Raw genomic sequence first — 16,249 nt, forward strand, 5'->3', positions numbered from 1 at the left:
AACCTGGTCCTGTGGAGCAGTTTGGAGTGCTCGCCACCCTGTCAAGGTGGAGGCCGCGGGTTCAAATCCCGTCAGGACCGCACAACCGAGTAGGGCCCCGTCACCGCGACGGGGCCCTTTCGCATCCCCCGCCCCAGGAGAGACCGGACCGCGCCCGCGGCGGCAGCCGCCACCGGACACAGCAGATCCCGTCAGGACCGCACGACCGAGTAGGGCTCCACCCTCGAGTGGGGCCCTACTGGCGTCCCCGGTCCCACCCCGCGCCCCTGTCGCCGGGAGGCCGCGCCTGCCCCCGCAATGGGACCCGTCTCATACGTCCCGCGCCTCCCCTCCCCGTACCCCCAGCCCTGCCCCACTGCCGACACCCGCCACTCAACGCCCCTCACCGGCCGACTGAGGGCCTTCAGGTGGCCCTGAGGGTTCGGGAGGCCCTCGCTCCGCTTCGCGCGCCTCTGCGGCCCCCTGGCGGAGGTCCGGACGGCTTGACGGGGCGGGATTCCCTGGGTACCTCAGAGAGCAGGGCCGCCCCCGGTGCGGCCACGGGAGGTGGCACATGCCGGCACCGGCCAGGCACGAGACACGGGCGTTGCTCCGCGCACACCTGTCGGCCGCCTCGTCGTTCGGGCATGCCACCCGGCACTGTCCGGTCTGCCACCGCCTGTTGCGGCTGGCCATGGACTCCGCGCCGCCCGCCACCACCGAGCGCGCCGAGCGGCCACCGCGCCTCGCCGACCCCTCACGGCCGGCCGAGTCCACGGAGCACCCTCCGGAGTGCGTCGAAGGCGAGGGCGCCCCCACCGCCTAGCCCGGTCGTCCCAACCTCCCAGCCTCCCACCCCCCGGGCCTCGCAACCGAGTTGCTCCTCATCGCACCCAACACCCGCCGCCCTAGCGCATATGCCGGTGGCCCAACAAGGCGACCGGGATGTGACGGGTGTCACCGTATGAGTTTCGGGAAGTCCGGCACTTACCCACCCCCTACAACAAGTCAATTTAATATGTGCAATTGCACTACCCTCAGAGGCCCGCACAAATCTCCGCACAGGCGACCTCACCGGCGACCTCACAGGCACCCCCCGAGGCCGGACGAGTCCGCCCACGGAACCCGCACAGGCCCGCCCACGGAACCCGCACAGGCCCCGTGGGCACCGCGCCGGCACACCACCAGGGGCGCACCGCACAAAAAAATCGCGCTGGACTCGGCGGAGTCCAGCGCGATCGACGACGCACCCGGTTCAACTGCCGGGAAAGCTCTGATCGGCTTGGGCGAGGGGCCTGTTGGGGCAGTCCCCACGTCGTGTGGAGCTAGGGGTCCGAACACCTCGGCGAGTTAGGGGACCAGCCGGTTTGTCCGGGTTATTTAGTTGTTCAGGCCTCGCTGCGCTGCTGCGGAATGCCCGCGAGCAGGGCGCGGACCTCAGCTTCGCGGTAACGGCGATGCCCGCCGAGCGTGCGGATCGACGTGAGCTTGCCGGCCTTCGCCCAACGCGTGACCGTCTTCGGGTCCACGCGGAACATGGTGGCGACCTCAGCCGGGGTCAGCAGCGGCTCGGCATCAGGGGTGCGAGCGGTCATGAGCGGCCTCCTCGGGAGAACCGAACCTTCTCGGTTCTTTCCTCTAAATTCTGCACCTTGACCCACGTTGCCCGAAATGGCGGACGCGAGTCGAGTCGGTTATAGGACGAACGGCTTGTCCTCGGCACTACAACTACACCATCCGTCCAGCCGCGTCGGCCAAACCGATGGAATTGCCCTCCCAGGTGTTCATCAGCCGCGGAAGCCGATGGACCATGCCATAGCGGACAGTCACGCGCTTGTGACGATCAGTCACAGGCGAGATCAGGAGGCACTGGACCCCCCAAAGCGTGCAATGCCGAGATTCCGCCCATAGTCGAGCACAGCAGGACGGAGGAGTCCTCCTCGGACTCCTTGTCCTATTTTGGCACGAGGGGGGGCAAGGGGCGCAAGGGCCGCGTACGTGCGGTCCGTCACCCTTGACCGGCTTGGGGCATACGCCCGGATAGGCTCGTACGTCCGATGTCCGGTCCAGGGTGACGAAACCTCAGGGCGACGACAAAACCCCAAGAAGGGCGTTTGGTCAAACGCCAGTTCGTTACCGCGGCCGGAACGGCCGACCGGGCCCTTCCCGAGCTCCACCGGAGCACCGGCCGGGTAGCGACCCTCCGTGGCCGGGCGTCAGTTGGCCGACCGCAGGTCCCGGACCGAGCGCCAGCGCTCCACCAGCCGCCCGTACGCCTCCCCCGCGGTCTCCCCGTCGCCGCGGCGCAGCGCCGCGATCCCTTCGGCCACGTCCGCCGCGGAGTGGTCGTCCTCCAGTGCGCCGGCCGGCAGGGCGTGCACCAGGCCGCCGTAATCCAGTTCGACCAGTGACCGTGGATGGAACTCCTCCAGCCAGCGCCCCACATCCACCAGGTCGTCGATCAGCGGCCCCCCGTCCATGGCGGTCCTCAGCGCCCGCAGCCCGCGTGCCACCCGACGGCGCGCCTCGACCATGGGAGTGCGGTACCGCAGGACGGGGGCCTCGCCGGTGGAACTCGCGGAACCGACGGGACCGGGGGCACCCCGGGAGCCCTCCTCGTACTCGCGTTCCTCGTCCGAGACCAGCACGAACCAGTTGATCGGCACCTGCCAGGTCGCGGTGCGGATCCACGGTCGGGCGTCGGGGTGAGCCGTCAGCCAGCGCTCGTAGTCCTCAACGGCCTGGCGCCGTACGAACGGGGGCAGGAGCGCGTCCAGGACCGGCAGGGGGAACTCCTCGGCGAGCTCCCCCAGGGCCTGCCAGCCGCGCAGCCGGGTGCGCCAGGGGCAGACGCAGACCACGCCGTCGATCTCCAGCACGAACGCGTCCTCGCTCTCCCGCGCCGGGACCGGGACCGGCGGCGTCGGCACGACGTCGGCCAGGGCCAGGCGGAGTTCGTCCTGGTAGGAGGGGAGGTCGGGGCGGCGGGCATAACGGGCCCAGTGACCGCGCTCCGGCTCGGAGAAGGCGGTCAGTGGTTCGTACACGCGCAGGTAGGCCGCGTAAGGGACGATCACCGAGGAGACCTTGGGCACGCCTGCTCCCTCCCCCGCGCACCGGCGCGAAAACCTGCGGGTCCGCCCACGGGCGCCCGGGCGGCGAACGGACGGCACGGACATACGGGCGATCCGGGCGAATCGTCGCACGGCGCTCCCACACGGAAAGCCGCGCGGGGGTGATCCTGGACACGTTGCCGCCCCCGTGGGCGGCAGGCTCTAACCTCGTGCTCACAGCCTCCGCCACCGCCCCCACAGCCACAAGCGCGGGGGAGTTTCGGGAACTGTGTCCACCCGCCGCTACTTACTCAGGAGTCACCACAGTGACCGACGTATCTGACGGCGTCCTGCACACCCTGTTCCGTTCGGAGCAGGGCGGTCACGAGCAAGTTGTGCTCTGCCAGGACCGTGCCAGTGGCCTCAAGGCCGTCATCGCCCTCCATTCCACCGCCCTGGGTCCCGCCCTCGGCGGCACGCGCTTCTACCCGTACGCGACCGAGGAGGAGGCCGTCGCCGACGCGCTGAACCTCGCGCGCGGAATGTCGTACAAGAACGCCATGGCCGGTCTCGACCACGGCGGCGGCAAGGCCGTGATCATCGGTGACCCCGCAACGGACAAGACCGAGGAGCTGCTGCTCGCCTACGGCCGGTTCGTCGCCTCGTTGGGCGGCCGGTACGTCACCGCCTGCGACGTCGGCACCTATGTCGCCGACATGGACGTCGTGGCCCGCGAGTGCCGCTGGACCACCGGCCGCTCCCCCGAGAACGGCGGCGCCGGCGACTCGTCCATCCTCACCGCGTTCGGCGTCTACCAGGGGATGCGGGCCTCGGCCCAGCACCTGTGGGGCGACCCTTCGCTGCGCGGCCGCAGGATCGGGGTGGCGGGCGTCGGCAAGGTCGGCCATCACCTGGTCGACCACCTGCGCAAGGAGGGCGCCGAGGTCGTGATCACCGACGTGCGCGAGGACGCCGTACGGCGGGTCCTGGACCGGCATCCGCAGGGTGTCACGGCCGTTGCCGACACCGAGGCGCTGATCCGCACCGAGGGCCTGGACGTGTACGCCCCGTGCGCACTGGGCGGTGCGCTGAACGACGACAGCGTGCCGGCCCTGACCGCCGCGGTGGTCTGCGGCGCCGCCAACAACCAGCTCGCCCACCCGGGTGTCGAGAAGGACCTCGCCGACCGCGGGATCCTCTACGCGCCCGACTACGTGGTGAACGCCGGCGGGGTCATCCAGGTCGCCGACGAGCTGCACGGCTTCGACTTCGACCGGTGCAGGGCGAAGGCGGCGAAGATCTTCGACACCACGCTCGCCATATTCGCACGTGCGAAGTCGGACGGGATTCCGCCGGCCGCGGCGGCCGACCGGATCGCCGAACAGCGGATGGCGGAGGCGCGCGCGTCGCGCTGAACCCCGTGCGGGAGCGGTGCGGGAGCCGTACGGGAGCCGTACGGGACAAGGCCGTGAGGCGTACGGGGTGCGTACGGGCACCTGCGTGACGCGTCAGGGCGCGCACGGGGCATGTGCGGCACGGTGGGCGGGGGCGGGCCGGTGAGTCCGCCCCCGCCCGCCGTTCGCACATTTGGCCGGTACCCGTGGAGTGCCACTTCGAGAGAACTCTCACTTCTCCCGGCGGGTCGCCCCCCGACAAGTGCTTGAAAACGCACGTGACCAGGGAGAACAGGGTGTCCCGAGGGTCCCGGACGGGGCCACGTCATGCGGGCGACGTACCGTATGGGCGTGGGCTCAGGTACCGTGGGAGCCCTACGGACCGGCCTCTCCAAGGAGAGTCCGTTCCGGACCATGAACGCGTGTCAAGACTCTGGGGCCGTCGAGCCCCGTCGTTGAGGGGGTCGAGCCATGGGGCGCGGCCGGGCCAAGGCCAAGCAGACGAAGGTCGCCCGCCAGCTGAAGTACAACAGCGGCGGGACAGACCTCGCACGCCTGGCTGAGGAGCTGGGTGCATCGCCTTCGAACACGTCACCGAATGTCAATGGTGACCCTGTTGAGGACGATGAGCAGGACGACGAGCTGTACGCACGGTACGCCGACCTCTATGAGGACGACGGTGACGAGGACGACAAGTCCCCGCCACAACGCCGTGGCGCTTGATCTTGCACTGAATCATCAACCCGGTCGGTGACTCCGGTCACCGACCGGGTTCTGTGCTGCCCGCCCACGCGGGCGGGCTCCGTACCGGGTGTGCTCGGCATGCCCGGTCTGCTTCGCATGCTCTGTGTGCCGGGTGACCGGGTGTGCCGGACGTCCGGCACACCCGGTCACCCGGCTCGCTCAGCCCGCGTAGTCACCCACCAGTTCCGCTCCCGTGGTCCGGTCGCCGCGGCCGGTGATCCTGCCGGCCACCCAGGCGTCCAGCCCTCGGTCGGCCAGCGTGGTCAGCGCCACGTCCGTGGACTCCTCCGGCACGATCGCGATCATGCCGACGCCCATGTTGAGGGTCCGCTCCAGTTCCAGGCGCTCGACCGAACCGGTGCGGCCGACGAGGTCGAAGACCGGGCCCGGGGTCCAGGTGGAGCGGTCCACGACCGCGTGCAGCCCGTCGGGGACGACACGGGCCAGGTTGGCCGCGAGGCCGCCGCCGGTGACGTGACTGAAGGCGTGCACCTCGGTGGTGGAGATCAGGGCCAGGCAGTCCAGCGAGTAGATCCGGGTGGGCTCCAGGAGCTCCTCACCGAGGGTGCGGCCCAGGTCGTCGATGTGGCTCTCCAGGGCGAGTCCGGCATGGTTCAGCAGAACGTGCCGGACCAGCGAATACCCGTTCGAGTGAAGCCCTGAGGCGGCCATGGCGATGACCGTGTCGCCCTCGCGGATGCGGTCCGGGCCGAGCAGCCGGTCGGCCTCCACGACGCCCGTGCCGGCGCCGGCGACGTCGAAGTCGTCCTCGCCCAGCAGGCCCGGGTGCTCGGCCGTCTCACCACCGACCAGGGCGCAGCCGGCCAGCACACAGCCCTCGGCGATGCCCTTGACGATCGCGGCGACCCGCTCGGGGTGGACCTTGCCCACGCAGATGTAGTCGGTCATGAACAGCGGCTCCGCGCCGCACACCACGATGTCGTCCATCACCATGGCCACCAGGTCGTGGCCGATGGTGTCGTAGACGCCCATCCGGCGGGCGATGTCGACCTTGGTGCCGACGCCGTCCGTGGCGGAGGCGAGCAGGGGACGCTCGTAGTTCTTCAGCGCGGAGACGTCGAAGAGGCCGGCGAAGCCCCCGAGGCCGCCGAGGACCTCGGGACGCCGGGTCTTCCTGACCCACTCCTTCATCAGATCGACCGCTCGGTCGCCCGCGTCGATGTCGACGCCCGCGGTCTTGTAGGACGCCGCCGCGGGGCCGGCGCCAGTGTTCTCAGACATGACTGTGAGAGCCTTCGTCTCGTTGCGGCAGGGCTTACGGGCGGCGGATCGCGTCGACCGCGGCCGGCTCGGCCGTACCGGCTGCCAGCTCGGTCTCCAGCAGCCGCTTGCCGAGGAGCTCCGGGTCGGGCAGATCCATCGGGTACTCGCCGTCGAAGCAGGCGCGGCACAGGTTCGGCTTGGCGATGGTCGTCGCCTCGATCATGCCGTCGAGGGAAATGTACGCCAGGGAGTCGGCGCCCAGCGTGGTGCCGATCTCCTCGACGGACATGCCGTTGGCGATGAGCTCGGCGCGGGTCGCGAAGTCGATGCCGAAGAAGCAGGGCCACTTAACGGGCGGCGAGGAGATCCGGATGTGCACCTCGGCGGCGCCCGCCTCACGGAGCATGCGGACCAGGGCCCGCTGGGTGTTGCCGCGCACGATCGAGTCGTCGACGACGACCAGGCGCTTGCCCTTGATGACTTCCTTGAGCGGGTTCAGCTTCAGGCGGATGCCGAGCTGCCGGATGGTCTGCGACGGCTGGATGAACGTCCGTCCGACGTACGCGTTCTTGACCAGACCGGCGCCGAAGGGGATGCCGGACGCCTCCGCGTAGCCGATGGCGGCCGGGGTGCCGGACTCCGGCGTCGCTATCACCAGGTCGGCCTCGGCGGGCGCCTCCTTGGCGAGGCGGCGGCCCATCTCCACGCGCGACAGATAGACGTTGCGTCCGGCGATGTCGGTGTCCGGGCGGGCCAGGTACACGTACTCGAAGATACAGCCCTTGGGCTTCGCTTCCGCGAATCGGGAGGAGCGCAGGCCGTTCTCGTCGATGGCGACGAACTCGCCCGGCTCGATCTCGCGCACATAGCTGGCACCGCAGATGTCGAGGGCGGCGGATTCGGAGGCCACCACCCAGCCGCGCTCCAGGCGGCCGAGGACCAGCGGGCGGATGCCCTGCGGGTCGCGGGCCGCGTACAACGTGTTCTCGTCCATGAAGACGAGGCTGAAAGCGCCCTTCACCTGGGGAAGGACCACGTGCGCGGCCTGCTCCACGGTCACCGGTTCGCCGTCGGCGGCGCGCTGGCCGGCCAGCAGGGCGGTGATCAGGTCGGTGTCGTTGGTGACCGCCGCCCTCGGGGCGCGGCCGTTCTCCTTGGGGAGTTCGGCGACCAGCTCGGCGAGCTCCGCCGTGTTGACCAGGTTGCCGTTGTGACCGAGCGCGATCGATCCCTGCGCGGTGGCGCGGAAGGTCGGCTGGGCGTTCTCCCACACGGAGGCGCCGGTGGTCGAGTAGCGGGCGTGACCGACCGCTATATGACCCTGGAGCGAACCGAGCGAGGTCTCGTCGAAGACTTGGGAAACCAGGCCCATGTCCTTGAAGACGAGGATCTGGGAGCCGTTGCTGACCGCGATACCCGCGGATTCCTGGCCCCGATGCTGGAGGGCGTAGAGCCCGAAGTACGTGAGCTTGGCGACCTCTTCGCCCGGAGCCCAGACACCGAAGACGCCGCAGGCGTCCTGGGGGCCCTTCTCTCCAGGGAGCAGGTCGTGGTTGAGTCGTCCGTCACCACGTGGCACGCCACCGAGTGTAGGCGAGATCGAGTGCTGGTCCGAATGGGGTACGCGGCCTCAGCCATGGATCACGTGGCGGCGAAGACCTCGACGGACTGACCGTTTTCGCTGGTCAGCGTCATGCTCCGGTGATCGACCCGATAGCTGAGAGTGGTGTCGAAAAGTCGCAGCAGCCGCTTCTCGGCCTTCATGAGTGAGTCTTCGCACACCATTCGGGTCGTGAGGGGCGTGCCGACGGTGATATGGCCGTCGCGGACGGTGGCGCCGGCGTTCACCTTGTTGCAGCCGAGGCTTCCGGAGACGGTGCCCTCCTTCTCGTCGAAGGTGAGGTGGGCGCGGCCCTCGGCGTCGGGGGACGTGATCTTCCACGTGGTGCCGTGCAGGGGGGTGTCCGCGCCGCCCTCGCTGAGCCGGACGGTGGTGCCGTCGCCGGCGGTGAGGGTCAGGCGGCCGTCGTTCACCCGGGCCTTCAGAGCGCCGTCCCCGAGGGTGCGGGAGAGGGTGCGTTCGAAGGTCCTGCGCGGCTCGTCGTCGCAGGCCATCAGGGTGCTGTCGATGGTGAACCGGATCCGGTCGCCGTCGAAGTCGGTCTCACCGCGGAAGTGGTTGCAGGCGTACCGCCCGCCGGTCCGGCCGTCGTCCTCGATGGTGACGTGTGCGTCGACGGGGGCGCGGAGGGTGGTGCCATCCGCGGTGATGCTGTCGACGCTCCACCTGATGCCGGTGACCGGCCGCTCGGCCTCGACCGAAGCGCTGTCCGCGCCCGCGCGTTCGTTGCCGCAGGCCGCCAGGAGCGGGACGAGCGCGGCGGTGGCCATGAGAGTCATGCGCTGCTTGTGCCCGTATGTGTACATGCCACTTCGACGGGGACGGAGGGCTTCCGGTTCCCCTCACGCCGACCGCCGTCACCTCACGCCGACCGCCGTCACCTCACGCCGACCGCCGTCACCTCACGTCATCAGTGGCAGGTACGGCCCGAGATCCGCCCGCTCCCCACTCGCGCCGACCGTGCCGCCGGCCAGCGCGTCCTGCCACGTCGTGCGTCCGGTGGCCAGGCGGATCCAGGTCAGCGGGTCGGTCTCGACGACGTTGGGCGGGGTGCCCCGGGTGTGCCTCGGCCCCTGCACGCACTGGACGACCGCGTACGGCGGGATCCGCACCTCCGTCGAGCCGCCGGGCGCCTTCGCGGCGAGCGTGTCGGCCAGCATCCGGGTGCACGCGGCCAGGGCCTGACGGTCGTGGGGGATGTCCAGGCCGGGCACGGCGGCGTTCAGGTCGTCGGTGTGGACGACGAGCTCGACGGCGCGGGTGACCAGGTGGTCGGTGAGGGTCATGGCGCCGGCGCGCATCGCGAGGACGCGGGTGTGCGGGGCGGCGGCGAGGTGCCGGGCCAGGTCCTGTCCGGTGCGGGTGAGCAGGGCGTCGAGGTCGGGGGTCGCCCCGGCGAGCTCCCGGGAGGCCTCGGCGATGGCATCGGCGTGGGCGGCTGTCGCGGAGAGGTGGTCCAGCAGAGCGAGGTCGGGCTTCGCCGGTTCGTCCCGCTCCAGGGCCCGGCCGACGCTCGCGACGGTCAGGGCCAGGTGCGCGACCAGGTCCCGTACGGTCCAGTCGCCGAGGCGGGTGGGCAGCGCGAGCTGCTCGGGGGTGAGGGCCCGGGCGGCCGCACGGACGTTCTCGAACTGGGCCAGTACGGCGGCTCGGGTCCTGGCGGGATCGTAGGAGCGGGTGCGCTTCTTGGCCGGTGGCATGGCGGCAGCCTATGCGGGGGTGACCGGTGCCGGTTCGGGAACGTCGAACACCTCGCCGCCCCGGGGGACGCCGAAGCCCCCGCCCTGACCCGGGCGGGGGCTTCGTACAGAACGAGCGTGCCGGAAGGACGGCGGTCGGTCAGGCCAGCAGGGCCGGGATCGTCGCCTCGTGCGTCTCGCGCAGTTCCTCGAGGGTGAGCGTGAACTCGCCCTGGAGCTCCACCGTGTCTCCGTCGACGACGCCGATACGCGTCGCCGGGAGGCCGCGGACACCGCACATGTCGGTGAAGCGGAGCTCCTCCGAACGCGGTACGGCCACGACCGCGCGGCCGGCCGACTCGGAGAACAGGAACGTGAACGCGTCGAGCCCGTCCGGCACGACGAGACGCGCGCCCTTGCCGCCCAGCAGCGCCGACTCGACCACGGCCTGGACCAGACCGCCGTCGGACAGGTCGTGCGCGGAGTCGATCATGCCGTCGCGGGAGGCGGAGATCAGGATCTCGCCGAGCAGCCGCTCGCGCTCCAGGTCCACCGCGGGCGGCAGGCCGCCGAGGTGGTCGTGGACGACCTGGGACCAGGCCGAGCCGCCGAACTCCTCGCGGGTGTCACCCAGCAGGTAGATCAGCTGGCCCTCCTCACGGAAGGCAGCCGGCGTGCGCCGGGCCACGTCGTCGATGACGCCGAGGACCGCGACCACCGGGGTCGGGTGGATGGCGGCCTCGCCGGTCTGGTTGTAGAGCGAGACGTTGCCGCCGGTCACCGGTGTGCCGAGCTGCAGGCAGCCGTCGGCCAGACCGCGCACGGCCTCGGCGAACTGCCACATGACGGCCGGGTCCTCGGGCGAGCCGAAGTTCAGGCAGTCGGAGACGGCGAGGGGCTTCGCGCCGGTCGTCGCCACGTTCCGGTAGGCCTCGGCGAGCGCCAGCTGCGCGCCCGTGTACGGGTCGAGCTTGGCGTACCGGCCGTTGCCGTCGGTGGCGATGGCGACGCCGAGGCCGGTCTCCTCGTCGATCCGGATCATGCCGGAGTCCTCGGGCTGGGCGAGCACGGTGTTGCCCTGCACGAAGTGGTCGTACTGCTGGGTGATCCACTGCTTGGACGCCTGGTTCGGCGAGCCGACGAGCTTCAGGACCTGGTCCTTGAGCTCCTCGGACGTCTGCGGCCGGGGCAGCTTGTTCGCGTCGTCGGCCTGGAGCGCGTCCTGCCAGTCGGGGCGGGCGTAGGGGCGCTCGTAGACCGGGCCGTCGTGGGCGACGGTGCGCGGGTCGACGTCGACGATCTTGCCGCCGTGCCAGTAGATCTCCAGGCGGTCGCCGTCGGTGACCTCACCGATGACGGTGGCGATGACGTCCCACTTCTCGCAGATCTCGAGGAAGCGGTCGACCTTCTCCGGCTCGACCACCGCGCACATGCGCTCCTGCGACTCGCTCATGAGGATTTCCTCGGGAGACAGGGTCGAGTCGCGCAGCGGTACGTCGTCGAGGGTGACGCGCATGCCGCCGGAGCCGTTGGAGGCCAGCTCGGACGTGGCGCAGGACAGGCCCGCGGCTCCCAGGTCCTGGATGCCGACGACCAGCTTCTCGCGGAAGGCCTCCAGGGTGCACTCGATGAGGAGCTTCTCCTGGAAGGGGTCGCCGACCTGCACGGCGGGACGCTTCGACGGCTTGGCGTCGTCGAAGGTCTCGGAGGCGAGGATGGACGCGCCGCCGATGCCGTCGCCGCCGGTCCGGGCCCCGTACAGGATGACCTTGTTGCCCGTGCCGGAGGCCTTGGCGAGGTGGATGTCCTCGTGCCGCATGACGCCGATGGCGCCGGCGTTGACCAGCGGGTTGCCCTGGTAGCAGGCGTCGAAGACGACCTCGCCGCCGATGTTCGGCAGGCCCAGGCAGTTGCCGTAGCCGCCGATGCCGGCGACGACGCCGGGCAGCACGCGTTTGGTGTCCGGGTGGTCGGCGGCGCCGAAGCGCAGCGGGTCCACGACGGCGACCGGGCGGGCGCCCATCGCGATGATGTCGCGGACGATGCCGCCGACGCCGGTCGCGGCGCCCTGGTACGGCTCGACGTAGGACGGGTGGTTGTGCGACTCGACCTTGAAGGTCACCGCGTAACCCTGGCCGACGTCGACGACGCCGGCGTTCTCGCCGATACCGACGAGCATCGCGTCGGACTCGGGGGCCTTCTCGCCGAACTGGCGGAGGTGGACCTTGGAGGACTTGTACGAGCAGTGCTCGGACCACATCACCGAGTACATGGCGAGCTCGGCGCCGGTCGGGCGGCGACCGAGGATCTCCACCACCCGCTCGTACTCGTCCTTCTTCAGACCGAGTTCGGCCCACGGCAGCTCGACGTCGGGGGTCTCGGCCGCGTGCTCGACCGTGTCCAGAGGCGTCCTGCTCATGCGCTTACCAGCTTCTTGAGGATCGACGTGAAGAACGGGAGGCCGTCGGTGCGGCCGGTGCCGATCAGCGGCTCGACGGCGTGCTCGGGGTGCGGCATCAGGCCGACGACGTTGCCCGCCGCGTTGGTGATGCCGGCGATGTCGTCGAGCGAGCCGTTGGGGTTGCCGTAGCCGTCGGCGGCCTCGCCGTCGGTGACGTAGCGGAAGGCGACCCGGCCCTCGGCCTCGAGTTCGTCCAGCGTACGCCGGTCGGCGACGTAGCGGCCGTCCATGTTCTTCAGCGGAATGCTGATCTCCTGCCCGGCGGTGTAGTCGCCGGTCCAGGCGGTGTCCGCGTTCTCCACCCGCAGCTTCTGGTCACGGCAGATGAAGTGCAGGTGGTCGTTGCCGAGCATGCCGCCGGGGAGCAGGTGCGCCTCGGTGAGGATCTGGAAACCGTTGCAGATACCGAGGACCGGCAGTCCCGCCTTCGCCTGCTCTATAACGGTGTCCATCACCGGCGAAAAGCGGGCGATGGCCCCGGCGCGCAGGTAGTCGCCGTAGGAGAAACCGCCGCAGAGCACCACGGCGTCGACCTGGTGGAGGTTCTTGTCCTTGTGCCACAGGGCGACCGGCTCGGCACCCGCGAGCCGGATCGCGCGCCGACTGTCACGGTCGTCGAGGCTGCCCGGGAAAGTGACGACGCCAATACGAGCGGTCACTTCACGGCCTCCGCGACTTCCTCGACCCTGACGGTGAAGTCCTCGATCACGGTGTTGGCGAGGAAGGATTCCGCAAGATCATGGATGCGGGCGAGCGCGGCCTCGTCGACCGGCCCGTCAACTTCCAGTTCGAATCGCTTTCCCTGGCGGACGTCCGAGATCCCTTCGAATCCCAACCGCGGCAGTGCGCGCTGCACCGCCTGGCCCTGGGGGTCGAGGATCTCCGGCTTGAGCATGACGTCGACTACGACGCGTGCCACTGGCACTCCCGGTGTGTGGTGCTGAGCAGGTTCCTTCAGACTACCCGCACAAAATTTCTACGCGAGTAGAGTTGGAGGAATCTACGTGACCCCGATCACGATTCGGCAACCGAGGGAGGCCTTCGGGGAAAGATCCGGGAAAGATCCACGTTCTGTTACGTATCTCTATTGCGCACAGGACACGCGGGCAGATTTAGTCGAGCTTCACAATGCAATGCCGGGCACTGTACAAATGAATTGTCATTAGCAGGCACTTTGCCCGATTACAGGCGGACAGCCGACATCTCGGCGACGCTCCGGCACGTCATCACGGACGTCACCACAGAGGTGTCGCACGAAGGGACCGATATTCGTGGCGCAGAAGGTCGTGGTCACTCTCTTTGACGACATCGACGGCTCGGAAGCGGCGGAAACGATCGCCTTCGGACTCGACGGCAAGTCGTACGAGATCGATCTGAACGAGGTCAACGCCGACGGACTGCGGAAGGCGCTCGCGCCCTACGTGGAGGCCGGCCGCAAGCGTTCCCGCTCGGGGCGGGCGTACAAGCAGACGGAGGTCGCCCCCGATCCGGCGGCCGTGCGCGCCTGGGCCCAGTCGAACCGGATGGACGTCCCCGCGCGCGGGCGGATCCCCAAGCGGGTCTACGAGGCGTTCGCCGCGGCGCGGTGAACGGACCGTGGGGCGGGGGGGCGGCCGGGCGCGGGGGCCGGGCCGCCGTAGCCGTGGCCCGCGCGGTGGGCCGCGCGCCACGACGGCCGCACCCACGGCCGGGAGAGCCGGCCACCGGCCCCTCGGAGCAGCCGACTTGCGCAGCACCCCCATTGATCAGCTAGAGTCTGGAGCACGCCGAGGGGCAAGGCCGAAAGGCCCGGCTCACGGAGTACATGCGGGTGTAGTTCAGTAGTAGAACATCCCCCTTCCAGGGGGAAGGCGCAGTGTGCAATTCCTGTCACCCGCTCTGCGTAGCTGTACCGATCGGGCGAGTCGATCAGGTAGGCTGGTGCTTGCACCGATCGGTGAAAGCCGGTCGGGAGCAATGCGGACGTAGCTCAGTTGGTAGAGCGCAACCTTGCCAAGGTTGAGGTCGCGAGTTCGAACCTCGTCGTCCGCTCGGGAATCAGACCCCGGTCCACCGGACCGGGGTCTTTTCGTGCGCTCGCATCCTCCCCGTGCGCTCGTATCCCCCGTGCACTCCGGCCTCACGTGCCGCTCCGGTCCCTCATGCCCCGTACCTCGGCCCCGGGCCCCACCGGGCTTCTGACATTTGTCATGCGCCCTGATGACAGGGCGCACTGCTGTCCGGCCGGGACGACCGGGATGATCGAAGCATGCGAGCGAACGAACACGAACACGTGATTGAGGTCACCGACCTGCGCCGTGTGTACGGGGGCGGATTCGAGGCCGTACGCGGGGTCAGTTTCTCAGCCCGGCGCGGGGAGGTCTTCGCGCTGCTCGGCACCAACGGCGCGGGCAAGACCTCCACCGTCGAACTGCTGGAAGGCCTCGCCGTGCCGACCGGCGGGCAGGTCAGGATCTTCGGGCACGACCCGTACACCGACCGTGCCGCGGTACGGCCCCGCACCGGTGTGATGCTCCAGGAAGGGGGCTTTCCCTCCGACCTGACCGTCATGGAGACCACCCGGATGTGGGCCGGCTCCGTCAGCGGCGCCCGTCCGCCGCAGGAGGTACTGCCGCTGGTCGGCCTGGCCGGCAAGGACGACGTACGGGTCAAGCAGTTGTCCGGGGGTGAGCGGCGCCGCCTCGACCTGGCCCTCGCGCTGCTCGGCGACCCCGAGGTGCTGTTCCTCGACGAGCCGACGACCGGCCTGGACGCCGAAGGGCGGCGCGACACCTGGCGGTTGGTGCGGGCACTGCGCGACAACGGCACGACCGTGCTGCTGACCACCCACTACCTGGAAGAGGCCGAGGCGCTGGCCGACCGCCTCGCGATCATGCACAAGGGGCGCATCGCCACCACCGGCACACCCGCCGAGGTGACCGCCGCGCAGCCGTCCCGGATCACCTTCGAACTGCCCCGGGGCTACTTCCCCGGCGATCTGCCGCCGCTCGACGAGCTGGGCGTGACCGGCCACGAACTGGACGGACGGACCATCAAGCTGCACACCCGCGAGTTGCAACGGGCTGCCACTCGCCTGCTGGTGTGGGCCGAGCGGACCGGTCTGGAGCTGAAGGGGCTGGACGTGCGCTCGGCGTCGCTGGAGGAGGCGTTCCTGGGCATAGCCCGTGAGGCCTCCGCGCACGAAACCCTCGAGCAGGGGGAGAGCATCACCACCGGAAAGGAGTACGCGGCATGAGCGGGACGATCGGCACGACCAAGGGGTCGGCCGGAGGAACGGCCGGGGCGGGGAGCGGGCGCAACACCGCGGCCAGTACCCCCATGGGGCGCATGCGAGCCCTCGCCCGCGCCGAATTGACGCTGCTGGGGCGCAGCAAGGGCACGCTCTTCGCCGCGCTGTTCGTGCCGCTGGTGCTGCCGGTCAGCCTCTACTCGGCGGCCGGAGAGATGAACCTCGACGAGGTGGGGCTCAGCATCGGCGCCATGATCCTGCCCGGCGCGATCGGCTTCTCCCTGCTGTTCGCCGTCTACTCGGCGCTCGTCGGCGTCTTCGTCACCCGGCGCGAGGAACTGGTGCTGAAGCGGCTGCGCACCGGCGAACTGCGGGACGTCGAGATCCTGTGCGGGGCCTCGCTGCCGTCCCTCGCGACCGGGCTGGTGCAGTCGCTGGTGCTGGCGGTGGGCTGCGCACTGCTGCTGGACGTGGCCGCGCCGCAGGCCGTCCACCTGTCCGTGCTGGGGCTGCTGCTGGGCCTGGTGCTGTGCGCGGCGCTCGCCGCCGTCACCGCGGGCTTCACCCGGACCACCGAGAGCGCGCAGGTCACCGCGATGCCGGTGGTCATGATCTCGATGCTGGGCTCCGGGATGGCGGTCCCGCTGGAGGTGCTGCCCGACCGGCTGGCCTCCTTCTGCGAACTGCTGCCCCTCACCCCCGCCGTGACCCTGTTGCGCGGCGGCTTCACGGGCAACCTGTCGGGCTCCGAGACACTGTTCGCCGTGGCGACCGGTGTGGCCTGGGTGCTGCTGGCGGTGTTCGCTGTACGCCGGTGGTTCCGCTGGGAACCGCGGCGCTGAGCCACGCGGGCACGGGGTATGGG

The 16,249-nt window shown here is 70.1% G+C and carries 15 protein-coding genes and 3 tRNA genes; 9 read left to right on the top strand and 9 right to left on the bottom strand.

What is annotated here, in order from left to right; genetic code table 11:
* Positions 1–5: 5 nt before the first annotated feature.
* Positions 6–80: transfer RNA gene (locus tag ACFYQA_RS02570), tRNA-Asp, on the top strand.
* Between the two features lie 473 nt (positions 81–553).
* On the top strand, positions 554–805 hold the full coding sequence (locus ACFYQA_RS02575) for a DUF6274 family protein (RefSeq protein WP_388910535.1): 252 nt from the start codon (positions 554–556) through the stop codon (positions 803–805).
* A gap of 562 nt (positions 806–1,367) precedes the next feature.
* On the opposite strand, the gene bldC is transcribed toward ACFYQA_RS02575, so the two are convergent.
* Positions 1,368–1,574, bottom strand: a complete 207-nt coding sequence (gene bldC, locus ACFYQA_RS02580; RefSeq protein WP_003949541.1) for a developmental transcriptional regulator BldC — start codon at positions 1,572–1,574, stop codon at positions 1,368–1,370.
* A 621-nt stretch (positions 1,575–2,195) separates the two neighbouring features.
* Positions 2,196–3,074, bottom strand: a complete 879-nt coding sequence (locus ACFYQA_RS02585) for a hypothetical protein (protein ID WP_388910538.1) — start codon at positions 3,072–3,074, stop codon at positions 2,196–2,198.
* 284 nt (positions 3,075–3,358) lie between these two features.
* Here ACFYQA_RS02585 and ACFYQA_RS02590 point away from each other — a divergent pair, with 284 nt between their 5' ends.
* Both ACFYQA_RS02590 and ACFYQA_RS02595 read left to right on the top strand, forming a co-directional pair.
* Positions 3,359–4,447, top strand: coding sequence for a Leu/Phe/Val dehydrogenase (locus ACFYQA_RS02590; RefSeq protein ID WP_388910541.1), 1,089 nt, complete (start codon positions 3,359–3,361; stop codon positions 4,445–4,447).
* 450 nt (positions 4,448–4,897) lie between these two features.
* The gene (locus ACFYQA_RS02595) at positions 4,898–5,149 is read left to right on the top strand and encodes a DUF3073 domain-containing protein (RefSeq protein WP_388910544.1); all 252 of its coding nucleotides are present in this window, start codon (positions 4,898–4,900) and stop codon (positions 5,147–5,149) included.
* Positions 5,150–5,329: 180 nt separating this feature from the next.
* On the opposite strand, the gene purM is transcribed toward ACFYQA_RS02595, so the two are convergent.
* From purM to purS, 7 genes are all read right to left on the bottom strand, one after another.
* A complete protein-coding gene (gene purM, locus ACFYQA_RS02600; protein WP_388910546.1) occupies positions 5,330–6,412 on the bottom strand; it encodes a phosphoribosylformylglycinamidine cyclo-ligase in 1,083 nt (360 codons plus the stop codon).
* A 34-nt stretch (positions 6,413–6,446) separates the two neighbouring features.
* Positions 6,447–7,973 carry an amidophosphoribosyltransferase gene (gene purF, locus ACFYQA_RS02605; RefSeq protein WP_388910549.1) on the bottom strand — a complete coding sequence of 509 codons (1,527 nt, stop codon included), beginning with the start codon at positions 7,971–7,973 and terminating at the stop codon, positions 6,447–6,449.
* A 62-nt stretch (positions 7,974–8,035) separates the two neighbouring features.
* Positions 8,036–8,794, bottom strand: a complete 759-nt coding sequence (locus ACFYQA_RS02610) for an META domain-containing protein (protein WP_388910552.1) — start codon at positions 8,792–8,794, stop codon at positions 8,036–8,038.
* A gap of 123 nt (positions 8,795–8,917) precedes the next feature.
* Positions 8,918–9,715 carry a sterol carrier family protein gene (locus ACFYQA_RS02615; protein ID WP_388910555.1) on the bottom strand — a complete coding sequence of 266 codons (798 nt, stop codon included), beginning with the start codon at positions 9,713–9,715 and terminating at the stop codon, positions 8,918–8,920.
* A 139-nt stretch (positions 9,716–9,854) separates the two neighbouring features.
* Complete coding sequence (gene purL / locus ACFYQA_RS02620; RefSeq protein ID WP_388910558.1) at positions 9,855–12,113, bottom strand: phosphoribosylformylglycinamidine synthase subunit PurL; 2,259 nt, start codon at positions 12,111–12,113, stop codon at positions 9,855–9,857.
* Positions 12,110–12,814 carry a phosphoribosylformylglycinamidine synthase subunit PurQ gene (gene purQ / locus ACFYQA_RS02625; protein ID WP_388910561.1) on the bottom strand — a complete coding sequence of 235 codons (705 nt, stop codon included), beginning with the start codon at positions 12,812–12,814 and terminating at the stop codon, positions 12,110–12,112. Before purQ ends, purL begins: the two co-directional genes overlap by 4 nt.
* Positions 12,811–13,074, bottom strand: a complete 264-nt coding sequence (gene purS, locus ACFYQA_RS02630) for a phosphoribosylformylglycinamidine synthase subunit PurS (protein WP_010045045.1) — start codon at positions 13,072–13,074, stop codon at positions 12,811–12,813. The genes purQ and purS overlap by 4 nt, the downstream gene beginning before the upstream one ends.
* Before the next feature lie 352 nt (positions 13,075–13,426).
* Between purS and ACFYQA_RS02635 the strand changes: the two genes are divergently transcribed.
* The 5 genes from ACFYQA_RS02635 (at position 13,427) to ACFYQA_RS02655 (ending at position 16,226) form a co-directional block, all read left to right on the top strand.
* On the top strand, positions 13,427–13,744 hold the full coding sequence (locus ACFYQA_RS02635) for an Lsr2 family protein (RefSeq protein WP_388910565.1): 318 nt from the start codon (positions 13,427–13,429) through the stop codon (positions 13,742–13,744).
* A 217-nt stretch (positions 13,745–13,961) separates the two neighbouring features.
* Positions 13,962–14,033, top strand: a tRNA-Gly gene (locus ACFYQA_RS02640).
* 80 nt (positions 14,034–14,113) lie between these two features.
* Positions 14,114–14,186: transfer RNA gene (locus ACFYQA_RS02645), tRNA-Gly, on the top strand.
* Positions 14,187–14,403: 217 nt separating this feature from the next.
* On the top strand, positions 14,404–15,390 hold the full coding sequence (locus ACFYQA_RS02650; RefSeq protein ID WP_388910568.1) for an ABC transporter ATP-binding protein: 987 nt from the start codon (positions 14,404–14,406) through the stop codon (positions 15,388–15,390).
* Positions 15,391–15,473: 83 nt separating this feature from the next.
* Positions 15,474–16,226: an ABC transporter permease gene (locus tag ACFYQA_RS02655; protein WP_388911074.1), complete on the top strand. Its 753-nt coding sequence runs from the start codon at positions 15,474–15,476 to the stop codon at positions 16,224–16,226.
* Positions 16,227–16,249 lie beyond the last annotated feature (23 nt).

Source organism: Streptomyces sp. NPDC005774, from assembly GCF_042871645.1.
GTDB lineage: Bacteria > Actinomycetota > Actinomycetes > Streptomycetales > Streptomycetaceae > Streptomyces > Streptomyces pratens.